Here is a 15,998-nt window from a genome sequence, read left to right as displayed (position 1 = left end):
CACACCCGGGTTACGAGCGTCCGATGTAGTGAGAGAAGCGCAGTGGAGAGCAGTACGATTCCGACGTTCCGCCTTACAGCCACAAGTCACTGACCGAAGACACATCCGTGTGGCTCGATCCGCCGCTCAAGCCGATCTGCGGCAGCAAGGCGCCTTCATTCGACTTCACCGAATAGCCCGCAGCGTCAAGAGCATACTGTGTTGCGAGAATTCCCGGATGGTCCTTTGCTGCAATGGCAAAGGCCGAGTCCATCGATTTCGGCAGGTGCTTTGAGGCAATGCTCGCTGGCTTCAGCCCTGTCGGCGCTGCACCGACAATCTGGATATAGGTGGCTTCAGCGGTTTTGACGTCTGAACGGGCGACGTTCAACGTGGCCACTGCCGAGGCCTTCTGTGCTTCGGCCTGGGCAACGTCCGTGCGGGTGCCTTCACCGACATCGAAACGCGCACGGGCAGCGCGCAGCTGCTCGTCAAGGAATTCCAGGTTCTTCTGACGCAGAACCACAATCTGCCGGAACATGTACACATCCATATAGGCCTGTGCAGCGCTGAACAGCAGATTCTGTGTGTTGTTGCGCAGGTTTTCACGGGCGGCCAGAACCTGGGTCTTGGCCGACGCGACGTTGTTCTTGGTCTGGAAACCGTCAAACAGCGTCTGATTGAGGGAGATGCCGAACGTACCGACATTCGAGTTGCTGGTGTTGCCCCCATCAATTCGGCGTGACGTAGCCGTCAAACCGGCTGTCGCCGAAACTGTCGGGCGATAGCCGGATTTGGCGATCGCAACCCCCTCATCCGTCACCCGCACACCGGCGCGATCAGCATTGAGGGTCGAATTGTTGTCATACGCCTTGGACATCGCGCCAAAGATCGTTTCTGCCATTGAAGGCGCAGAGGTCAAGACCGTCGCCGACAGCAGTGCTGCGGTGAGTACTCGCTTACCCGGTATGAACACCATAAACCCCTTCATTCTCTAAAACTTGGAAACCCCAGACCGAACCGATTGGTTCGACCACATGTCGTTCATTCGCTTTCAATTTGCAAGATGACCCACCGGCACATTTTTCGATATGCGAACAAAGTGGTCAACCGTTGCACTTTTGTCTCATGTGCGACACTCAAAACTCGAACTCAGGCACCCTCTCAAAACCGGGAAGCGGCTTCACGGCAGAGTTGAAAGCAGGACGGCCCGATACTACCCCGTCATTCTTGACATAAATCATGGCCTGACCGGAATTGCCCGCGCCTTCAACGGCAACGAGGCGTCCCCCATCCTTCAGCTGGTCAAACAATGGACCAGGAACATGATCAATGCCACCCTCAAACAGAATCACATCATAGGGCGCTTCCGCAGCATACCCGTTTTGCAGCGGCGTGCTAACCACCACCACATTATCATAACCAAGCTGCGCCAATGTGGCAGTCGCCTGCTCGGCAAGGGCCTGGTCGTTTTCAATCGCAATCACCGATCCGGCGATGCGCGAAAGCACCCCGGCCGAGTATCCGGTTGCGCAACCGACATCGAGAACCACATCCTCGGGCTGGACATTGGCCAATTGCACAAGCTTGGCGAAAGGCGAAGGCTGCATCAGGTAACGCGCACCCGATTCCGCAGTTGCACCCAACACCAGAACATCCTCGTCGATATAGGCGAGTGGCTGACGGACGCTTGGCACGAATTTTTCGCGGGGAACATCGAGGAAGGCCTGAAGCAACGGTTTGTCGGTCACATCAGTCGTACGCAACTGATTGTCGACCATCTTGATGCGAAGATCTTCAAAGTTCAGCGTCATGGTCCACAAGCTTTCCTGGCAAGGCACTTGCAACACAGAGCGCTTGCAAGCGCGTAACTGGCTCCTGCCGGATGATTTCAGCAGAAGCAATAATTTAGGACAGGATGTGGCAAAAAATTAAGCCACCGTCAATCAATGTCTGCCGTGGCGAGGCAACACACGGGCCATTTGCACGCAAATATCGCATCTTTCTCGCGCAGCGTAATCTTTGTGCAACTCTTGTCGCATTTTTTCACGGGCAAATCACCGGCAACAGCCTGTAATCAGGCGATTCTTTCACCGTGGCGGACATGAGATTCGCAACGACGGATACCCCCGGCAAAGGCCCGGCAACCGCAGGATTGGCCCCGCGCGGCATTGAAAGAGGGTGTCCTGTTGCAGCGCAAGAAAGAGGTGTCGAATTGATCGAAAATTCGTGGTAAAGTAGCGAAAGTAAAGTCAGTTTTATTTACCTTGCCATTGTTTTCCGCTCACGCATGCACCCAATTCTGTTATTGAACTGACAGCAAGCACCTGCCATTGTCACAAGCAGGCAGAAGGAATCGGTAAGCGGCGATAGGAATTATGCGTAAATGATTGATTTCAAAGGACTAGGCGATTTCCCCGTCAGTCACGACGAACTCACCGGACTGGCCGACAGGGATGCGCTCGAAGAACATCTTGATAGTCTTTGCGCATCGTACGGCGAAAGTGACTTCGTTGACCGCATTGAATTTGCCATTCTCTGCATCGATATTGACAACTTCAAGATCATCAATGAACAACATGGCCGCAGCGAAGGCGATAATCTTCTAAAACTGGTCGCTGACCGGCTTCAGTCCTGTCTGCGCAAGAACGATGTTGTGTATCGTCTTGGTGGCGACGAGTTTGCAATTGTGCTGGTCCAGGTAACGTCTGAAGAAACTGCCCGCGTTGCCGACCGGATCATCGGATCGATCTCGCAGCCCTATGATTTGGGCGGCGATGCACCGATCCGGATAACCGCAACGATCGGCGCGGCTCTGGCCCCGCGTGACGGGCAGACGCCGGAGAGCCTGCTCTGGTGTGGCGATGCGGCGCTCTACATCGCCAAGAACGCCGGCAGAGGCGTCTATCGCCGCTATTCCGAACGCCGCTCCAGTTAGCTGTGCGCACCGGCCCGGCAGCTTTCATAGGGGTGCTCCAGCAATGACCCACTCCATGCACCCAAGGGAACGGGAAGCTTTCGATCAGGCCAATGAAGGCATTCGCCTCGGCGCAGCCGGCGACCATCTGCACGCGGTCAAACACTGGGAAAAGGCTTCGCGCATCGCGGACGAGCATCTGCAAGGGACAGATATCAACTTCTGGATCAAAAGCGGCTATGGCGCCGCGCTCTTCGACGTCGATCAATATGACGAAAGCATCGCAACATCCGAAATTGCCCGTCAATGGTGCCTCGGCCACGGACAACCGCTGGCATCGCTTTCCATCGCACGGTCTTATCTCGCCCTCGGCCAGACCGCGACTGCGCGCCCGTATCTGCGCGAAATCCACAGCCTGATCGGCAATGATATATTCCCGGCGTTCAAAGATTCAGAGGCGGAAAATATCCGCAATGCGCTCTCATCAGATGATGAAAACTGAAATAAGCGGTGCAGTAACAATACTTTAAATCGATTTTACTGACCATTTTGCAGTGGAGTGCAAATGGCATCACATCACTTGTTGAAAATTGAAATTAAAATCTCCGTCATCTCCGCTAATTTTGTAATAGACCGTCGCAATTGTTGATTTGAACTGCGGAACTCTTGCCTATTTGGATCGTTATCACGTCCGGCAATTCAATTCGGAGCATGAGAGAATGACGATCAAGACCGTTCCACAGGAAGTCTACCAGCGCCACGAGCGCGAATGGCAGCTGCTTCGCGAGGCTTTGGCCAAGAACAAATCCGCAAGCGAATCCCAACCGATCGCTGCGTCCAGTCGCCCCGCAGATCTGGTTCCCGGCGCCTTCCCTCAATAACCCCGTCTTTTGGATCGAACCCGCATGGCCCGCAGCAACGGCCGTGCGGGTTTTGCTTTGCCGGCATGCGGGCCAGATACCGCAATGTGCTATCCGAGGAGCGAGCATCCGCATGCCAGGCGTCCAGCAGTGTCTTGACAAGCACGGTATGCGGGCCTAGTTGGCAAATTACAGTTGCGCGTGCAGCCAGCTGTCGTAGGCGTTACCGTCATCCAACGCGTCCTTTGTCGAGAGGATCCCAGCAGGGAGTTCTCGATCCAAGAGGCGCTTATGGTATGACATCGTTTTCCCACTTCCCATTTCTCGCCGTTCTACGGCTCCAGCTGTGTTCCCGGCATCGGGCATGCTGTGGCGTAATGTCGTGCGGTCCGAGCAACGGGGAGCCGTTCGGCAAAACCCTTTCTCCCATTGGCGCCAACACCTCGAGACAGAGGCCGGGACACGGTCAGACCGTCAGCCTCGCGTCCGGATTGAACCCAAGGAGCAACATGATATGCAAATGACCGGCAATACGATCCTCATCACCGGCGGCACCAGCGGCATCGGGCGCGCACTGGCTGAAGCGTTCCACGACCGCGGAAACCGCGTCATCATCACGGGACGGCGCGTATCCCTGCTTGAAGAGATTACAGCCGCCCGGCCGGGTCTGGCGGGACTCCCGCTTGATCTCAGTGATCCGGACTCGTTGGCTCATCTTGTCAGCGAGGTTCGCACACGCTTTCCCGCGCTTAACATGCTCATCGCGAATGCCGGCATCTCGCGGCCGGAGGACATGACAACGGATGACTGGGACATTTCCGCCGCTCAGTCGATCGTCGAGACGAACATCCTGGGCGTGCTGCGCGTGACGGCGGCGTTCCTGCCGCTGCTTAAAACCCGGCCCGGCGCGACGATCCTCGCGACCAGTTCAAACCTCGCCTTCATTCCCCGCGCCGACTTTCCGACCTATTGCGCCAGCAAGGCTTTCCTGCACTCGTGGCTGCAGTCGCTGCGTCACCAACTCCGCAATATTCCGGTCGGCGTGCTTGAGCTGGCGCCGCCTTATGTCCAGACGGAATTGACCGGCGACCGGCAGGCATCCGATCCCCGCGCCATGCCGGTTGCCGCCTATGTAACCGAGGTCATGCAATTGCTGGAGGCGCAAAACCATCCGAGAGGCGAAGTTCTGGTCGAACGCGACCGTGCCCGGCGCTCGGCGGAGCGGGAGGGCCGCTACGAGGAGACTTTTGCCGCAATGAACCCGTCTTAAAGCACCTGCGGGACATTGAAACGAGAGGCCCGGCATCTCATGAAAGCCGGGCCGCGTACTGCTCGCGGCCCTGTGAACGCCGCTATGGTCAAAACTCCCTCAGGAGTGCATGCGTCCGGTCTTGATGTATTCCACCATCTGGCTGACCACGGTGCCCCAGCCTTCGTGAAAACCCATCTCTTCATGCTTCTTGCGGTTGGATTCATCGCCATGAATGGCGATCGCACGGTAGAGCGTGCCGTTTCCGTTGCGCGCCAGGTCCAGTGTGGCTGTGAAAAACGGATTGGCTGACGGCCGGTAACCGCCGATCAGTGCGTCGGTGATGACCAGGCGTTCGTGCGGTTTCACTTCGAGATAGCAATGGGTATTCGGATACTCCTGGCCATCGGGCGAGCGCATCGTGAAATTGACCGTCCCGCCGGGCCGCAGGTCAATGTCACAGGCCGTGATCGTCCATGGTTTTGGCGCGAACCACTGGCGCAGATGCTCCGGTGTCGTCCAGGCGCGCCATACGAGCTCCACCGGGACGTCGAGGTCGCGTTCAAGCACGAGATCGAGTTTGGGATTGATCGTGATGTCGGGTAGCTTCATTTGGATTCCTCCTCCTTGAGTTTCATGAGATAGCTGTCCAGTTGATCGAGGCGGCGTTTCCACAGCACGCGCTGGCGCCCAAGCCAGTCTTCCGCAAGCTTGAGTCGTTCCGCCTCGAGTTCGTAGGTCCGGACGCGTCCGGTCTTGTGTGACCGTACCAGGCCACTTCCCTCCAGCACTTTCAGGTGCTCGACGAAGGACGGCAGCGCCATGCCGTAGGGCGCCGCGAGCTCGGATACCGAAGCGGGGCGGATGGTAAGCCGTTCGAGCACATCGCGCCGCGTCGCGTCGGACAGCGCGCGGAAAATATGATCCACGACAGCCGGATCGGGCATGGGCTGGCTTGGCGGCATGCCGCCGCTGGTCTGTGGTATCATGGCCCCCTCCTTTGAAAGCACCCGTGTCCATCTGAATGGAAACGGGTTATAGGTCGGATCAAAACTTAGGTCAATCCCTTAGTATTGCATCATTCAAAAGCCACCCTGCACGGGGCGGTGTTCGAAACAGCCTGACGGGTCGCTTCAAGGATCAGCTGGGGTGAAATCGGGAACGAACTGCCTCACCTGCCGAAAAAATCAGCAGGAGCAAATAAAGAGCGAAGTGGCTGGAAGTATTGGAGGCCTCGCCCGGAATCGAACCGGGGTGCAAGGATTTGCAGTCCTCTGCGTAACCACTCCGCCACGAGGCCTCGTCACTGGAGACAAGACATAAGCCTGTGAATCTCCGGTGCCGTTCTCTATGAGACGAAGCCAGCGGCGTCAAGTCATTCCGGACAAAATCCTCGCGCGACCGCAATTCGAAACATCGTCGTGATCCAACGAATCGGCAATGCCGCCGCCGCGTGCCCATTCTGGTTCAACGGCGCTCGCACACTCTCACTCTTTCCAAGCCGGAGAAGTCCCGTCACCCTGCCCCAGCGGCCTTTGCATCAGCACCGTGTCGACCCATTGGCCGAACTTGAAGCCGGCGGAGCGCAGCGTGCCGACCGGCTCGAAACCAAGCCGCTGGTGCAGCTTCAGCGACCCCGTATTGCCGCTGTTGCCGATGATGGCCACCATCTGCCGCCAATTGCCCGCCTCGCACCGCCGGATCAGCTCGCCGAGCAGCAGCGACCCTATCCCGCGGCCGGCCATGCCGTTGGCGATATAAACCGAATCCTCCACCGTGAAGCGGTAGGCAGGGCGTGGCCGGTAGAGCGTTGCATAGCAGTAGCCCACGATGTGTCCGTTCGCCTCGGCCACCAGATACGGCAGCCCCGCAGCGAGCACGCCCGCCCTGCGCGCCGCCATCTCGTCCACCGCAGGCACCTCCAGTTCAAAGGAAGCGATGCCATTGAGCACGTGATAGGCATAGATGGCCTGTATCGGCACCATATCGCGGTCTTCCGCAGTGCGCACATGCACGGAGGCGGAATCAAGAGGCGAGGTTTTTTCTGCAAGCAATTGATTATCCAATGAATGATTCTCCGGTTTTCCGCGCCGGACATCGATCGGCGTCAGGCCGATATCCCGCAGCAAGTGGGGCTCGAGCTCCCGCAGCGCCTCAAGCTGATGGCGTCGCGATTGTGGCGCGGCCGTGAGATAGCAGTCCACCCGATGCAATATTGTGCGGATTCTGCCTGCTCGAATGCTCACATCCTGTCTCCTGCGCCTGCTTTTTGCCCCCTGTTTGCCAAGGAACCCGGTGGCATTCTGCATCTGAGGAGATATAAAAGAAGCTTTGAACGCCTATACGAACTATAAGGAAAGCTTTGTGTCTTCCCTCAGCCTCGATCAACTGGCCACCTTCGTCGAAGTCATCGAGCTCGGCAGCTTTTCCGCCGCCGCCGACCGGCTGAACATCAGCCAGCCGGCTGTGAGCCTGCAGGTGCGGCAGCTGGAAAAGCGGCTTGGCGTCCGCCTGATCGAACGAATCGGCCGCAAAGCCACCCCCACTGCCGCCGGTACCGAGCTTCTTGCCCATGCGGGGCGTATCAACAGGGAGGTTTCGGGCGCCCTGGATGCCATGGCCAGATACACGACCGAGACCATCGGGCGGGTGCGGCTGGGAACCGGAGCCACGGCCTGCATCTATCTGCTCCCGCCGCTCCTGCGCAGCCTGCGGCAAGGGTTTCCGTCGCTGGATATCACCGTCAGCACCGGCAACACGCCGGACATGGTCAAGGCGGTGGAGGACAATGTGCTCGACATTGCGCTGGTGACGATGCCCGCCTCGGGCCGGATGCTGGAAATAAAATCGATCCTGCGCGACGAATTCGTTGCCGTCGCCCCCGCCGGCGTGGTCATGCCGCCGGAGGTGACGGCGGCGGAACTGTCGAAGAATCCGCTGATTCTGTTTGAACCGTCAGGCAATACCCGGCGGATCATCGACCGCTGGTTCGAACAAAGTGGTGTAAGCCTGCAGCCGGTCATGTCGCTGGGCAGCGTCGAGGCCATCAAGGAACTGGTGCGAGCGGGGCTGGGATGGGCGATCTTGCCCGCCATGTCGGTGCGAGACCCGGAACAGCGGCGGCCTTTTACCGTGCGTCCGCTGATGCCGCACCTGCACCGGGAACTCGCGCTGATCATTCGCCAGGACAAGACGGTCACACGCGGTCTGCGCGCACTGATTGCAGCCATCACCGAAGCCGGGACGCGCCGGCGCCTCTAAGGGACAGCATTGCAAGGGCATGCCGGTTCCAGGCGAATCAGGCTTTGCTGTTCGCCGCAGCCCGGCTGCCTTTCCAGCGGCGGCCAAACTTCACTTCCAGCTGCCGGCGCTTGCGCCGGACCAGCGCAGAATCATGCGACAGCACCACAAGCCCCAGCGGAATCATCCAAAAACCCAGAATCGGCAGAAAACCGAGTGTTCCCCCGGCAATGAGCGCGCCGCCGAGCGTGCGACGCATTGCCACCGATTGTGGAATGGGCACACGGCGGCCAAAGATGCGCATATGCCGGCGCTTTGGCGCGGCAGAATGCTCGTGGGCAGCATTAGGCCCATGATTACTGGCGTTTTCGGGGCGTTCGGTCACGCGGTTGCTCGTCCTTTCCGTGTTCAACAGACCCCGGATGTAGGAATGCAAAAGCGGCATGTCATCATTTGTTGTGCACATTAGATGAAAAAAAACGAAATGGTCCTTTGCAAAAGCGAAACCCTTTTGCTATAGGCCACTTCGCTGATGACTGAGTAGCTCTTCCCCGGTAGCTCAGTGGTAGAGCAACCGGCTGTTAACCGGTTGGTCGCTGGTTCGAATCCGGCCCGGGGAGCCAGTCACCTCAAAGGCTTAGCAGCTGACGCTGCTGAGCCTTTTGCTTTTCTGCCGTCCCGCCTGTGGTCATCGTGCGCCAGCGCTGCCAATGCTCTTACGGCCGGAAGCCAATCAGTGCTATGAATAGCCAAGCCAAACATCCCCGTGGAGACATTATGTTCCTGCTCACCGTTGCCGCCATCTGGACCATTGCTGCGCTGACTCCGGGGCCGAATTTCTTCCTGATCGTGCGTTGCACCCTCACCGGTTCGCGCAAGATCGCCATCTCGGCGGCGGCAGGCACCCTCACGGGCACCCTGTGCTGGGGCCTTGCCGGCTGGCTCGGTATCGGGTCATTGTTCATGGCCGCCCCGATTGCCTATATGGGCCTGAAGATAGCGGGCGGCATCTATCTCCTCTGGCTGGGCCTGCGGCTGCTGTGGCAGTTGCGCCAGCCGGCGGGCGACATGACCATCCCCGCCAGCAAGGTCAGGCTGACACCGCTGGGCGCGTGGCGCCTTGGCCTTGCCACGAACCTTGCCAATCCGAAATCAGCGTTGTTTGTCGCCAGCCTGTTTGCCGCCACCATGGCGCCGGGCACGCCATGGACCCACGGTGCTGCGGCCGTCGTGGTGATGGTGACCATATCGACCATCTGGTATGCGGGGCTGGTTGCAGCGCTCAGCCACCGCACGGTCGCCGGTGCTTATCAACGGGCACGGCGTGCGATCGATGCCTTTGCCGGGGCTATCTTCATTGGCTTCGGCCTGAAGCTGGCCCTGTCCGACCGCTAAGCAGAGCACGGCAGGCGGTGAAGCAAAGGCATTGAGCTGAACTTCTGTACTTTAGTTGAATTGAAAGTTCGAAATCTCCATGTTAGTCACACGGCTTGGAGATGACATCATGTCTGTTTTTGCAATCACCACTTTATGCGTCATTGCCACGTGGCTGGCATGCTTCCTGTTTCCGCGGTTTGACTGAAACAACACTGCATGCACTCTGCTCCGTGCGCTGAGGGCGGCAATCCGGAAAACCCCGGGCTAGCGCACCCAGGTGGTGTTCTCCACATAGATATCGGCGTCCATGGTTGCCTGGACGAAAACCGAGCGGGCCATGGCAGGCGAAGCATGGCCTTCCATCGCCTCATTGCAGGCCATCCGGGCGAGCAGGTAAATTCTTCCCCGCTCCCCCGGCCAGTCGCGGGACAAAAACTCAGCCGCTTCCGCGACCGAACCGATGTTCCGCAGCTTGAAGGAATGAAGTGACTCCACAGTCACCGGTTTGAACTGAGCATCTTTCATGGCCTAGAAACGCCGATCATTCAGACTGGTTCCAATCTGAAAAGCGCCTGTGGCAAAATTGCGATGGAGCAGCATTCGCTGCGCCCGATCACGATCATGTGCGGGCAATCCTGGCGGGCTAGACGGGCTGGCGGAAGTCCAGCCAGCGGTGGTCTCTGTCCGGATGTTTCAGCCGTGCGCGCATGGCGGGGCTCAGATCGATATCGCAAAGCAGATGTTCGTTAAGGTCGGCCAGCCGGCCGATGGGTCCGGCTTCCTGCTTTTTCCGCTCGGGCGGCACGCGTGACAGTTTCAGGCCCAAATATCGCACTTCGGTCATTTCAGACTCCTAAAGTCATCAATCTCATTTCTATGTCTGGATAAATAATTGTTTATTTATAGGAGAACCAACGTAAAATACGGCATGAGCCATCAAACCATTTAATGGATAAATCATGTCCTCCCTGCCGCTGCCAGCTATCCGCGTTTTCGACGCCGTTGCCCGTTTGCAAAACTTCACCAAGGCCGCGGAGGAACTGAACATGACCCAGTCGGCGGTGAGCTATCAGATCAAACTGCTGGAGGAATTTGCCGGCGCGCAGTTGTTTCACCGGCACGCCCGCGGGGTCTCATTGACCGGCAAGGGCGAACTGGTCGCGCCGGTCATCCGCCGGTCTCTGGCTGAACTGGGCGAAACGTTCCGCGCGATCCGCGAGGAACAAAACTCCGTCCTGGTCGTCTCTGTGATACACACCTTTGCCAGCAATTGGCTGACCCCGCGCATTGTCGACTTCCAGACCCGGTTTCCCGACATTTCCGTACGGTTCGACATCACATCTCGCCTGGTGGATTTTGCCGCCGAAGGGATCGACTGCGGTGTGCGGATGGGTATCGGGCATTGGCCCGGCCTGAAGTCGCATCTGCTGCTTCCCGGCGGCTTCACACCGCTTGCCAGCCCCGCATACCTTGAAAAATACGGCCGCCCGCAAAAGCCTGCCGATCTGCTCAACTACCACCTGATCACGCCGGACGACGACTGGTGGCAGGTCTGGTTCCGTCAGGCGGGCGTGGAAGGGCCGTTGGTGATGACCAAACCCGGCTTCGGGATCGATACGCAGCAGATCATCGCCAATCTCGCGCTTTCGGGTGGCGGCGTTGCGCTGGTTTCAGTGGGGATATTCAAGACGGAAATCGATTCAGGCCGGCTTGTTCAACTGTTCGACACCTGCGCCTCGACCGGATGGGACTATCATCTCGTTTATCCCGAAGGCCGGCAGCTTTCGCCGAAACTGCGCCTGTTCCGCGACTGGATATTGGAACAGGCGGGCGCCTGATCTCTGTTTTTACCATGCGTCAGCGGTAGGCTTCCGTCACGGCCTGCGCCGCACCCGCGATGATGGCGGAGCGCTGGGTCGGCGTTTCGCGGGAATCGGCGACAAACACGGCGACGGCGATTTTTCCGCCGTCGGGCGCGGTCAAAATCCCCACATCGTTCGTTGCGGCATTGACGCCTTTCCATGTCCGGCTCGTACCGGTCTTGTGGGCAACGGACCATCCCGCGCCTGTCCCGGCGCGCAACCGGTCGGGAAATGTCACCGTCTCGCCCATGATGGCCAGAAGCCGCTGTGTCGACCCCGTGGCGAGGAGTTTGCCATTCATCAGGGCGGCAAGAAACGCGGTCATCGCCCGCGGCGTTGCCGTGTCGCGCGGATCTTTCTGATAAGCCTCGAATGCCGCATCCCGCTCGGCCTCGGGAACCGCCTTCATGGCCTTTTGCAGCACTTTCGCATCCACATAATCCGGTTTCCAGCGCAGGCCGACGGTTTCGGTCTGCAGATGCCGTTCGTCGCGATCAATCCGGATACCCAATATGCCCTTTCCCTCGGCAAACTGATCGACCTTGGCCGGACCGCCAAGCCGTTCGATCAGGATATCCACCGCCGCACTGTCGCTGTCGACAATCGCACGGCGCACAAGGTCGTCGGCATTGGTTTGAAAGACGCCCTCCCTTTCCACGATCTTGGCGAGGGGCTGTACGGATAAGCTCAGGTTTTCCGGTTTGACAACAATCGGTTCCTTGAGGTCTGCAAGCCCCCGATCCGCAGCGTCGAAAACTGCAGCTCCCACGATCAGCTTGACGACGCTTTGCAATGAGAATCGCTCCTCGCCCCGGATACAGACCATCATGCCGCTCTGGTCCTGCGCGCAAATGCCGACACGCCCATCCTTGCCCTTGACCAGCGCTTCCAGGCGTTGCTTGAGTGCCACCGGATCGGCAATCGCACCCGCATGCGAAACGGCCGGCATGCCGAACAGGCAGACAAAAGCGACGAGAAAACCAGCCGATTTCATGATCAGATATCCCTGTTGGGCGCTCTTCACAAAGGATAGTGCCCAAAACGCTCCCTTGGAAAGGCCATGCATGCTTCCTTCATACCGAATGAAGATTACACCAGCGTTGCTGTCACCTTACCGATAAGACAAGGATCATCCTTGCACGACCAGCAGTGGCGCGCTTAACATCAATGGTGGCGGCATCGGGGAACAGCATGCGGGCAGTGTTGGGATATGGTCTGGTGGCATTGGGTGCCTGTCTTGTCGCGGCGGCCATGTGGATATGGGTGGGCCACGACTATCTGCGCATCGACCCGTTCTGGATCAGCTGGCTCATTTTCACGTGGTTGCAGCCAGCAAGCATACCCCAGACCTTTTATGACATCCTTGTCGGCGTGACTGCTTCCGCCGGGATCGCCGCCTATAGCCAAGGCAAGTATCTGCTGCGGTCAGCACAGACCGCCAAATGACTTGTTTGCATCGGCTTCCTGTGCTGAAATTCCAGGATATGCAAGCAAACCTGATGTTCCGCCATGTCGCTTCGCCCGCCGCAAAACCTGACATCCAACTTTAGGGACAGTGCGCCCAGCGCCCTCGATTATGAAATCATGGGTGAAATGGCGGCGTCGCTCGGCCGGGCCGGTGAGAAAGTCGAACAGACATTGGCACAACTGGCCGCTGCCGCCATGCCCGAACGGGATATGCGGTTAAGGGCAGCGGCACGGGCCGTTCACGCCTACTTTATCCAGCGCGAACTGTGCGGCTTGAGGAATCACGATGCGGCTATCTTGGATTACAATATTCCGCGCGCCGTGCTGATACGGCTCGGCGCGAGCTGATCCCTGAAACCATCGCCGGAAACGGCGGGTTTCCTACTTGCCTGAGGATTCTTCCTCAAACATGACGGCCACATCGGCATTTGCCGACAGCCGCACCTTGTTGCCCTCGACCTCGGCAACGAGCGCTGTCGAGATATAATGATGATGGCCCCTATGAGAGCCCTCACCGCTGTCCTTTTTCGTCAGCTTGATACGGGTACCGTCCACGTGATCGACTGTTCCGACATGAACACCATCGGCGCCGATGACTTCCATATGTTCCTTGATGCGTGTTACAGGCATGATCTTCTCCAATGTTTGCCAAGCAGAAACGCATGAAACAGGCTTTGGATGCATCGGCGGACAAGAATTGTCGATCAGCGCGCCGCCCGTCACCGCATCCCGGCAAGCACGGGAATTGCCGCTTGTGTCCCGCCCGGCGGGCCCCTACCATTTCGCAGAAAAGCGCATATCGGGAAAGCATTGTTCGACATGGCTGATGAAATTCTCACCCCGGCGGAAATGGGCGAGGCCGATCGGTTGACCATCGCGGGGGGATCGATCGACGGATACCGGCTGATGCTGCGGGCGGGTTATGCCGTCGCAAGCCACGTACTGGACCACCACGGCGATGCACCGGCCTTTCACGTTCTGTGCGGTCCGGGCAACAATGGCGGCGACGGCTATGTCGTTGCCAGCCTTTTGGCTGAAAGCGGCGGCAATGTTCACGTGTGGAGTGACGACAAGCCGCGTGCCCATTCCGATGCGGCAATCGCCCGGCACGATTGCAGCGTCGAACCGGCCGCACTTTCCGGCTTCAAACCGGGGGCCGGCAGCGTCGTCATCGACGCATTGTTCGGGGCAGGATTGAACAAGCCCTTGGCCGGCAAGGCCGCCGCCGCTGTCGAACGGAGCAATGCGGCTGCGGTCACGCGCATCGCCATCGATGTGCCTTCCGGCCTTGACGGGGCGACGGGCATGGCACTTGGCGTGGTATTCGAGGCCGATTGCACCATCACATTCTTTCGCAAGAAACCGGCCCATCTGCTTTATCCGGGACGCGGCCTGTGCGGCAGGATTGTCATTGCCGATATCGGCATCCCTGACGACGTTCTTTCGATGATCAAACCCGCCTGTTTCGAGAACACGCCGGACTATTGGCGCGCGCTGCTGCCCTCGCCCGGCGTGGAAACGCACAAATACACGCGCGGCCACGTCGCCGTGTTTTCCGGGGGTGCGACGGCGACAGGCGCGTCCCGGCTTTCCGCGCTGGCCGCCGCGCGCAGTGGCGCGGGTGCCGTTACCCTGCTCTCTCCGGCCGAATCCCTTGCCGTCAATGCGGCACATCTGACGTCGATCATGCTGAACCGCTGCGAAACCGACCGCGAGCTGCGCGCATTCCTGGGCAAACGCAAACCGTCGGCCATGGTGCTCGGCCCCGGCTTTGGCATAGGCGCGCGCGCACGGGACATTGCCCTCCTGCTGCTCAAGGAGGAGCTCCATCTGGTATTGGATGCCGACGCGATCACCTCATTCGAAGACAACAGCGCTGCACTTTTCGCCTCGGCGCATGGCACCCAGGAAACCCGGCTTGTGCTGACGCCGCATGAAGGAGAGTTCCGGAGGCTGTTCCCCGGGATCTGCGACGGGAATACACCGTCAAAGCTCGAACGCGCCCGCGCTGCCGCCAGGCAGGCCCATGCGGTCATCATCTACAAGGGGGCCGATACGGTGATTGCCGCGCCGGACGGCCGGGCCGCGATCAACAGCAAGGGCACCCCGCTTTTGGCAACCGCCGGATCGGGTGACGTTCTTTCGGGCATAACGGCGGGTCTGATGGCGCAAGGCATGCCGCCCTTCGAGGCAGCCTGCGCGGCGGTCCATGTCCACGCGGCGGCAGCCAACGACCTTGGTTTCGGCCTGATTGCCGAGGATCTTCCCGCAGCTGCCACAAAAGTGATCGGACGATTGCATCGCATCTGACGTCCCAACCGCCTGCGCATGAGACACTCTTGAGCGCTTGCGTTACCGGCACGCAGACCGCTCGCCCGGTTTTTTAAATTTCCGATTTGAATTAACCCTGTCTTTACCTTGATGGGGCACCTTGAGTTCAAGCGCGATTTGTACTGCGTACGCGCTTCCTTAATTTACGGGCGTCATTATTCTGTCGCAATGTCAGGGTAGTGCTTCTCGTGTAGCGAATAGCTTGTTTCCATTTTTGACCACGGATGTACTGGCACTGGTGTTGAGGCAAGTTTAGGAAGGTCGGGTAGCTCCCGGCCTTTTGCTTTTTCAGAACTCTTTTTCTTTTCCGCGATCCCATCAAATACTGCGATGGCTGCGATCTAATACGTGACCGTCACAATGATTGTATCGCTGTAAGTACCCGGCGACGGTGTGGCTTGTGGCGGGACCCGGCCATAGACATTGATACCCTGCACCGTTTCCTCCCCCGGGGCGGCCAACCCATTTGGGATGTATTTTTTTTTCCCCCGCCCCGTTCCGTTTTGATACTGGTGGGGGACAATAGGGAACGAGTTGGCGGCCCTTTCCACCTTTGCGGGCGGGGGGCGGTTTTTCCGGGTGCCGGGGGTGGGGGGGAACCGGCAGGGGGCTGTCTTTTTGGGGGGTTCGGGTTTTAGGGTTTTTTTTTTTTAGACAAACCGTCTTTTGGGGGTTTGCCGGGGGTGCGGAGGCAAGGAAAAATGGGGGGCCTATCG

General features: G+C 58.8%; 21 protein-coding genes and 2 tRNA genes. 11 read left to right on the top strand and 12 right to left on the bottom strand.

The window, feature by feature from the left end:
* Positions 1-73: 73 nt before the first annotated feature.
* The gene (locus RDL77_RS23650; RefSeq protein ID WP_288194948.1) at positions 74-955 is read right to left on the bottom strand and encodes a TolC family outer membrane protein; all 882 of its coding nucleotides are present in this window, start codon (positions 953-955) and stop codon (positions 74-76) included.
* A gap of 163 nt (positions 956-1,118) precedes the next feature.
* Positions 1,119-1,793, bottom strand: a complete 675-nt coding sequence (locus tag RDL77_RS23645) for a protein-L-isoaspartate O-methyltransferase (protein ID WP_288194947.1) — start codon at positions 1,791-1,793, stop codon at positions 1,119-1,121.
* A gap of 572 nt (positions 1,794-2,365) precedes the next feature.
* On the opposite strand from RDL77_RS23645, the gene RDL77_RS23640 reads away from it, so the two are divergent.
* From RDL77_RS23640 to RDL77_RS23625, 4 genes are all read left to right on the top strand, one after another.
* On the top strand, positions 2,366-2,917 hold the full coding sequence (locus RDL77_RS23640; protein ID WP_223613146.1) for a GGDEF domain-containing protein: 552 nt from the start codon (positions 2,366-2,368) through the stop codon (positions 2,915-2,917).
* Positions 2,918-2,960: 43 nt separating this feature from the next.
* Entirely contained in the window at positions 2,961-3,398 is a 438-nt protein-coding gene (locus tag RDL77_RS23635) for a hypothetical protein (RefSeq protein WP_223613145.1), read from the top strand.
* Between the two features lie 217 nt (positions 3,399-3,615).
* Complete coding sequence (locus RDL77_RS23630) at positions 3,616-3,777, top strand: hypothetical protein (protein ID WP_223613144.1); 162 nt, start codon at positions 3,616-3,618, stop codon at positions 3,775-3,777.
* A 499-nt stretch (positions 3,778-4,276) separates the two neighbouring features.
* On the top strand, positions 4,277-5,026 hold the full coding sequence (locus RDL77_RS23625) for an SDR family oxidoreductase (protein WP_288194945.1): 750 nt from the start codon (positions 4,277-4,279) through the stop codon (positions 5,024-5,026).
* 99 nt (positions 5,027-5,125) lie between these two features.
* Here RDL77_RS23625 and RDL77_RS23620 read toward each other — a convergent pair whose 3' ends face one another.
* The 4 genes from RDL77_RS23620 to RDL77_RS23605 all read right to left on the bottom strand — a co-directional run bounded on the left by RDL77_RS23620 (position 5,126) and on the right by RDL77_RS23605 (position 7,059).
* A complete protein-coding gene (locus RDL77_RS23620; protein ID WP_223613142.1) occupies positions 5,126-5,617 on the bottom strand; it encodes an SRPBCC family protein in 492 nt (163 codons plus the stop codon).
* A complete protein-coding gene (locus RDL77_RS23615) occupies positions 5,614-5,952 on the bottom strand; it encodes an ArsR/SmtB family transcription factor (RefSeq protein ID WP_374042788.1) in 339 nt (112 codons plus the stop codon). Before RDL77_RS23615 ends, RDL77_RS23620 begins: the two co-directional genes overlap by 4 nt.
* Before the next feature lie 279 nt (positions 5,953-6,231).
* A tRNA-Cys gene (locus tag RDL77_RS23610) sits at positions 6,232-6,305 on the bottom strand.
* Positions 6,306-6,492: 187 nt separating this feature from the next.
* Positions 6,493-7,059: a GNAT family N-acetyltransferase gene (locus tag RDL77_RS23605; RefSeq protein WP_288194942.1), complete on the bottom strand. Its 567-nt coding sequence runs from the start codon at positions 7,057-7,059 to the stop codon at positions 6,493-6,495.
* A 310-nt stretch (positions 7,060-7,369) separates the two neighbouring features.
* Here RDL77_RS23605 and RDL77_RS23600 point away from each other — a divergent pair, with 310 nt between their 5' ends.
* Positions 7,370-8,266, top strand: coding sequence for a LysR family transcriptional regulator (locus RDL77_RS23600; RefSeq protein ID WP_223613140.1), 897 nt, complete (start codon positions 7,370-7,372; stop codon positions 8,264-8,266).
* A gap of 37 nt (positions 8,267-8,303) precedes the next feature.
* Here the strand turns inward: RDL77_RS23600 and RDL77_RS23595 are convergent, their stop codons facing one another.
* Positions 8,304-8,549 (bottom strand): hypothetical protein, encoded by a 246-nt coding sequence (locus RDL77_RS23595; protein ID WP_288194950.1) that lies wholly within the window; start codon positions 8,547-8,549, stop codon positions 8,304-8,306.
* Positions 8,550-8,793: 244 nt separating this feature from the next.
* Between RDL77_RS23595 and RDL77_RS23590 the strand changes: the two genes are divergently transcribed.
* Positions 8,794-8,868, top strand: a tRNA-Asn gene (locus RDL77_RS23590).
* 154 nt (positions 8,869-9,022) lie between these two features.
* On the top strand, positions 9,023-9,640 hold the full coding sequence (locus RDL77_RS23585; RefSeq protein ID WP_288194941.1) for a LysE family transporter: 618 nt from the start codon (positions 9,023-9,025) through the stop codon (positions 9,638-9,640).
* Between the two features lie 246 nt (positions 9,641-9,886).
* Here the strand turns inward: RDL77_RS23585 and RDL77_RS23580 are convergent, their stop codons facing one another.
* Both RDL77_RS23580 and RDL77_RS23575 read right to left on the bottom strand, forming a co-directional pair.
* Positions 9,887-10,147: a DUF982 domain-containing protein gene (locus RDL77_RS23580; protein WP_223613138.1), complete on the bottom strand. Its 261-nt coding sequence runs from the start codon at positions 10,145-10,147 to the stop codon at positions 9,887-9,889.
* Between the two features lie 118 nt (positions 10,148-10,265).
* Positions 10,266-10,466: a hypothetical protein gene (locus RDL77_RS23575; protein WP_288194938.1), complete on the bottom strand. Its 201-nt coding sequence runs from the start codon at positions 10,464-10,466 to the stop codon at positions 10,266-10,268.
* Positions 10,467-10,581: 115 nt separating this feature from the next.
* On the opposite strand from RDL77_RS23575, the gene RDL77_RS23570 reads away from it, so the two are divergent.
* Positions 10,582-11,460 carry a LysR substrate-binding domain-containing protein gene (locus RDL77_RS23570; RefSeq protein ID WP_288194936.1) on the top strand — a complete coding sequence of 293 codons (879 nt, stop codon included), beginning with the start codon at positions 10,582-10,584 and terminating at the stop codon, positions 11,458-11,460.
* A 19-nt stretch (positions 11,461-11,479) separates the two neighbouring features.
* On the opposite strand, the gene bla is transcribed toward RDL77_RS23570, so the two are convergent.
* Positions 11,480-12,478, bottom strand: a complete 999-nt coding sequence (gene bla, locus RDL77_RS23565) for a class A beta-lactamase (RefSeq protein WP_288194935.1) — start codon at positions 12,476-12,478, stop codon at positions 11,480-11,482.
* Positions 12,479-12,675: 197 nt separating this feature from the next.
* Here bla and RDL77_RS23560 point away from each other — a divergent pair, with 197 nt between their 5' ends.
* Positions 12,676-12,930 (top strand): hypothetical protein, encoded by a 255-nt coding sequence (locus RDL77_RS23560; protein ID WP_288194934.1) that lies wholly within the window; start codon positions 12,676-12,678, stop codon positions 12,928-12,930.
* A 63-nt stretch (positions 12,931-12,993) separates the two neighbouring features.
* Positions 12,994-13,299, top strand: a complete 306-nt coding sequence (locus RDL77_RS23555; RefSeq protein WP_223613133.1) for a DUF6665 family protein — start codon at positions 12,994-12,996, stop codon at positions 13,297-13,299.
* A gap of 33 nt (positions 13,300-13,332) precedes the next feature.
* Here the strand turns inward: RDL77_RS23555 and RDL77_RS23550 are convergent, their stop codons facing one another.
* Entirely contained in the window at positions 13,333-13,581 is a 249-nt protein-coding gene (locus RDL77_RS23550) for a DUF2171 domain-containing protein (protein ID WP_374042787.1), read from the bottom strand.
* A gap of 189 nt (positions 13,582-13,770) precedes the next feature.
* Between RDL77_RS23550 and RDL77_RS23545 the strand changes: the two genes are divergently transcribed.
* The gene (locus RDL77_RS23545; protein ID WP_288194932.1) at positions 13,771-15,261 is read left to right on the top strand and encodes an NAD(P)H-hydrate dehydratase; all 1,491 of its coding nucleotides are present in this window, start codon (positions 13,771-13,773) and stop codon (positions 15,259-15,261) included.
* Positions 15,262-15,623: 362 nt separating this feature from the next.
* On the opposite strand, the gene RDL77_RS23540 is transcribed toward RDL77_RS23545, so the two are convergent.
* The gene (locus RDL77_RS23540; RefSeq protein WP_288194931.1) at positions 15,624-15,719 is read right to left on the bottom strand and encodes a spore coat protein U domain-containing protein; all 96 of its coding nucleotides are present in this window, start codon (positions 15,717-15,719) and stop codon (positions 15,624-15,626) included.
* Between the last annotated feature and the right edge of the window lie 279 nt (positions 15,720-15,998).

This window comes from uncultured Phyllobacterium sp. (assembly GCF_902479695.1).
GTDB classification, from domain to species: domain Bacteria; phylum Pseudomonadota; class Alphaproteobacteria; order Rhizobiales; family Rhizobiaceae; genus Phyllobacterium; species Phyllobacterium calauticae.
Note: the sequence above shows the minus strand (reverse complement) of the source record. Positions and strands in the feature narration are given on the sequence as shown.

Excerpts from the sequence above, each read along its gene's own strand:
- RDL77_RS23585 (WP_288194941.1), top strand. The coding sequence starts at position 9,023 with ATGTTCCTGCTCACCGTTGCCGCCATCTGGACCATTGCTGCGCTGACT.
- RDL77_RS23575 (WP_288194938.1), bottom strand. The coding sequence starts at position 10,466 with ATGACCGAAGTGCGATATTTGGGCCTGAAACTGTCACGCGTGCCGCCC.
- RDL77_RS23620 (WP_223613142.1), bottom strand. The coding sequence starts at position 5,617 with ATGAAGCTACCCGACATCACGATCAATCCCAAACTCGATCTCGTGCTT.
- RDL77_RS23640 (WP_223613146.1), top strand. The coding sequence starts at position 2,366 with ATGATTGATTTCAAAGGACTAGGCGATTTCCCCGTCAGTCACGACGAA.
- RDL77_RS23545 (WP_288194932.1), top strand. The coding sequence starts at position 13,771 with ATGGCTGATGAAATTCTCACCCCGGCGGAAATGGGCGAGGCCGATCGG.
- RDL77_RS23570 (WP_288194936.1), top strand. The coding sequence starts at position 10,582 with ATGTCCTCCCTGCCGCTGCCAGCTATCCGCGTTTTCGACGCCGTTGCC.
- RDL77_RS23645 (WP_288194947.1), bottom strand. The coding sequence starts at position 1,793 with ATGACGCTGAACTTTGAAGATCTTCGCATCAAGATGGTCGACAATCAG.
- RDL77_RS23550 (WP_374042787.1), bottom strand. The coding sequence starts at position 13,581 with ATGCCTGTAACACGCATCAAGGAACATATGGAAGTCATCGGCGCCGAT.
- RDL77_RS23595 (WP_288194950.1), bottom strand. The coding sequence starts at position 8,549 with ATGCGCATCTTTGGCCGCCGTGTGCCCATTCCACAATCGGTGGCAATG.
- RDL77_RS23625 (WP_288194945.1), top strand. The coding sequence starts at position 4,277 with ATGACCGGCAATACGATCCTCATCACCGGCGGCACCAGCGGCATCGGG.
- RDL77_RS23580 (WP_223613138.1), bottom strand. The coding sequence starts at position 10,147 with ATGAAAGATGCTCAGTTCAAACCGGTGACTGTGGAGTCACTTCATTCC.
- bla (WP_288194935.1), bottom strand. The coding sequence starts at position 12,478 with ATGAAATCGGCTGGTTTTCTCGTCGCTTTTGTCTGCCTGTTCGGCATG.
- RDL77_RS23555 (WP_223613133.1), top strand. The coding sequence starts at position 12,994 with ATGTCGCTTCGCCCGCCGCAAAACCTGACATCCAACTTTAGGGACAGT.
- RDL77_RS23615 (WP_374042788.1), bottom strand. The coding sequence starts at position 5,952 with ATGCCCGATCCGGCTGTCGTGGATCATATTTTCCGCGCGCTGTCCGAC.
- RDL77_RS23630 (WP_223613144.1), top strand. The coding sequence starts at position 3,616 with ATGACGATCAAGACCGTTCCACAGGAAGTCTACCAGCGCCACGAGCGC.
- RDL77_RS23635 (WP_223613145.1), top strand. The coding sequence starts at position 2,961 with ATGACCCACTCCATGCACCCAAGGGAACGGGAAGCTTTCGATCAGGCC.
- RDL77_RS23560 (WP_288194934.1), top strand. The coding sequence starts at position 12,676 with ATGCGGGCAGTGTTGGGATATGGTCTGGTGGCATTGGGTGCCTGTCTT.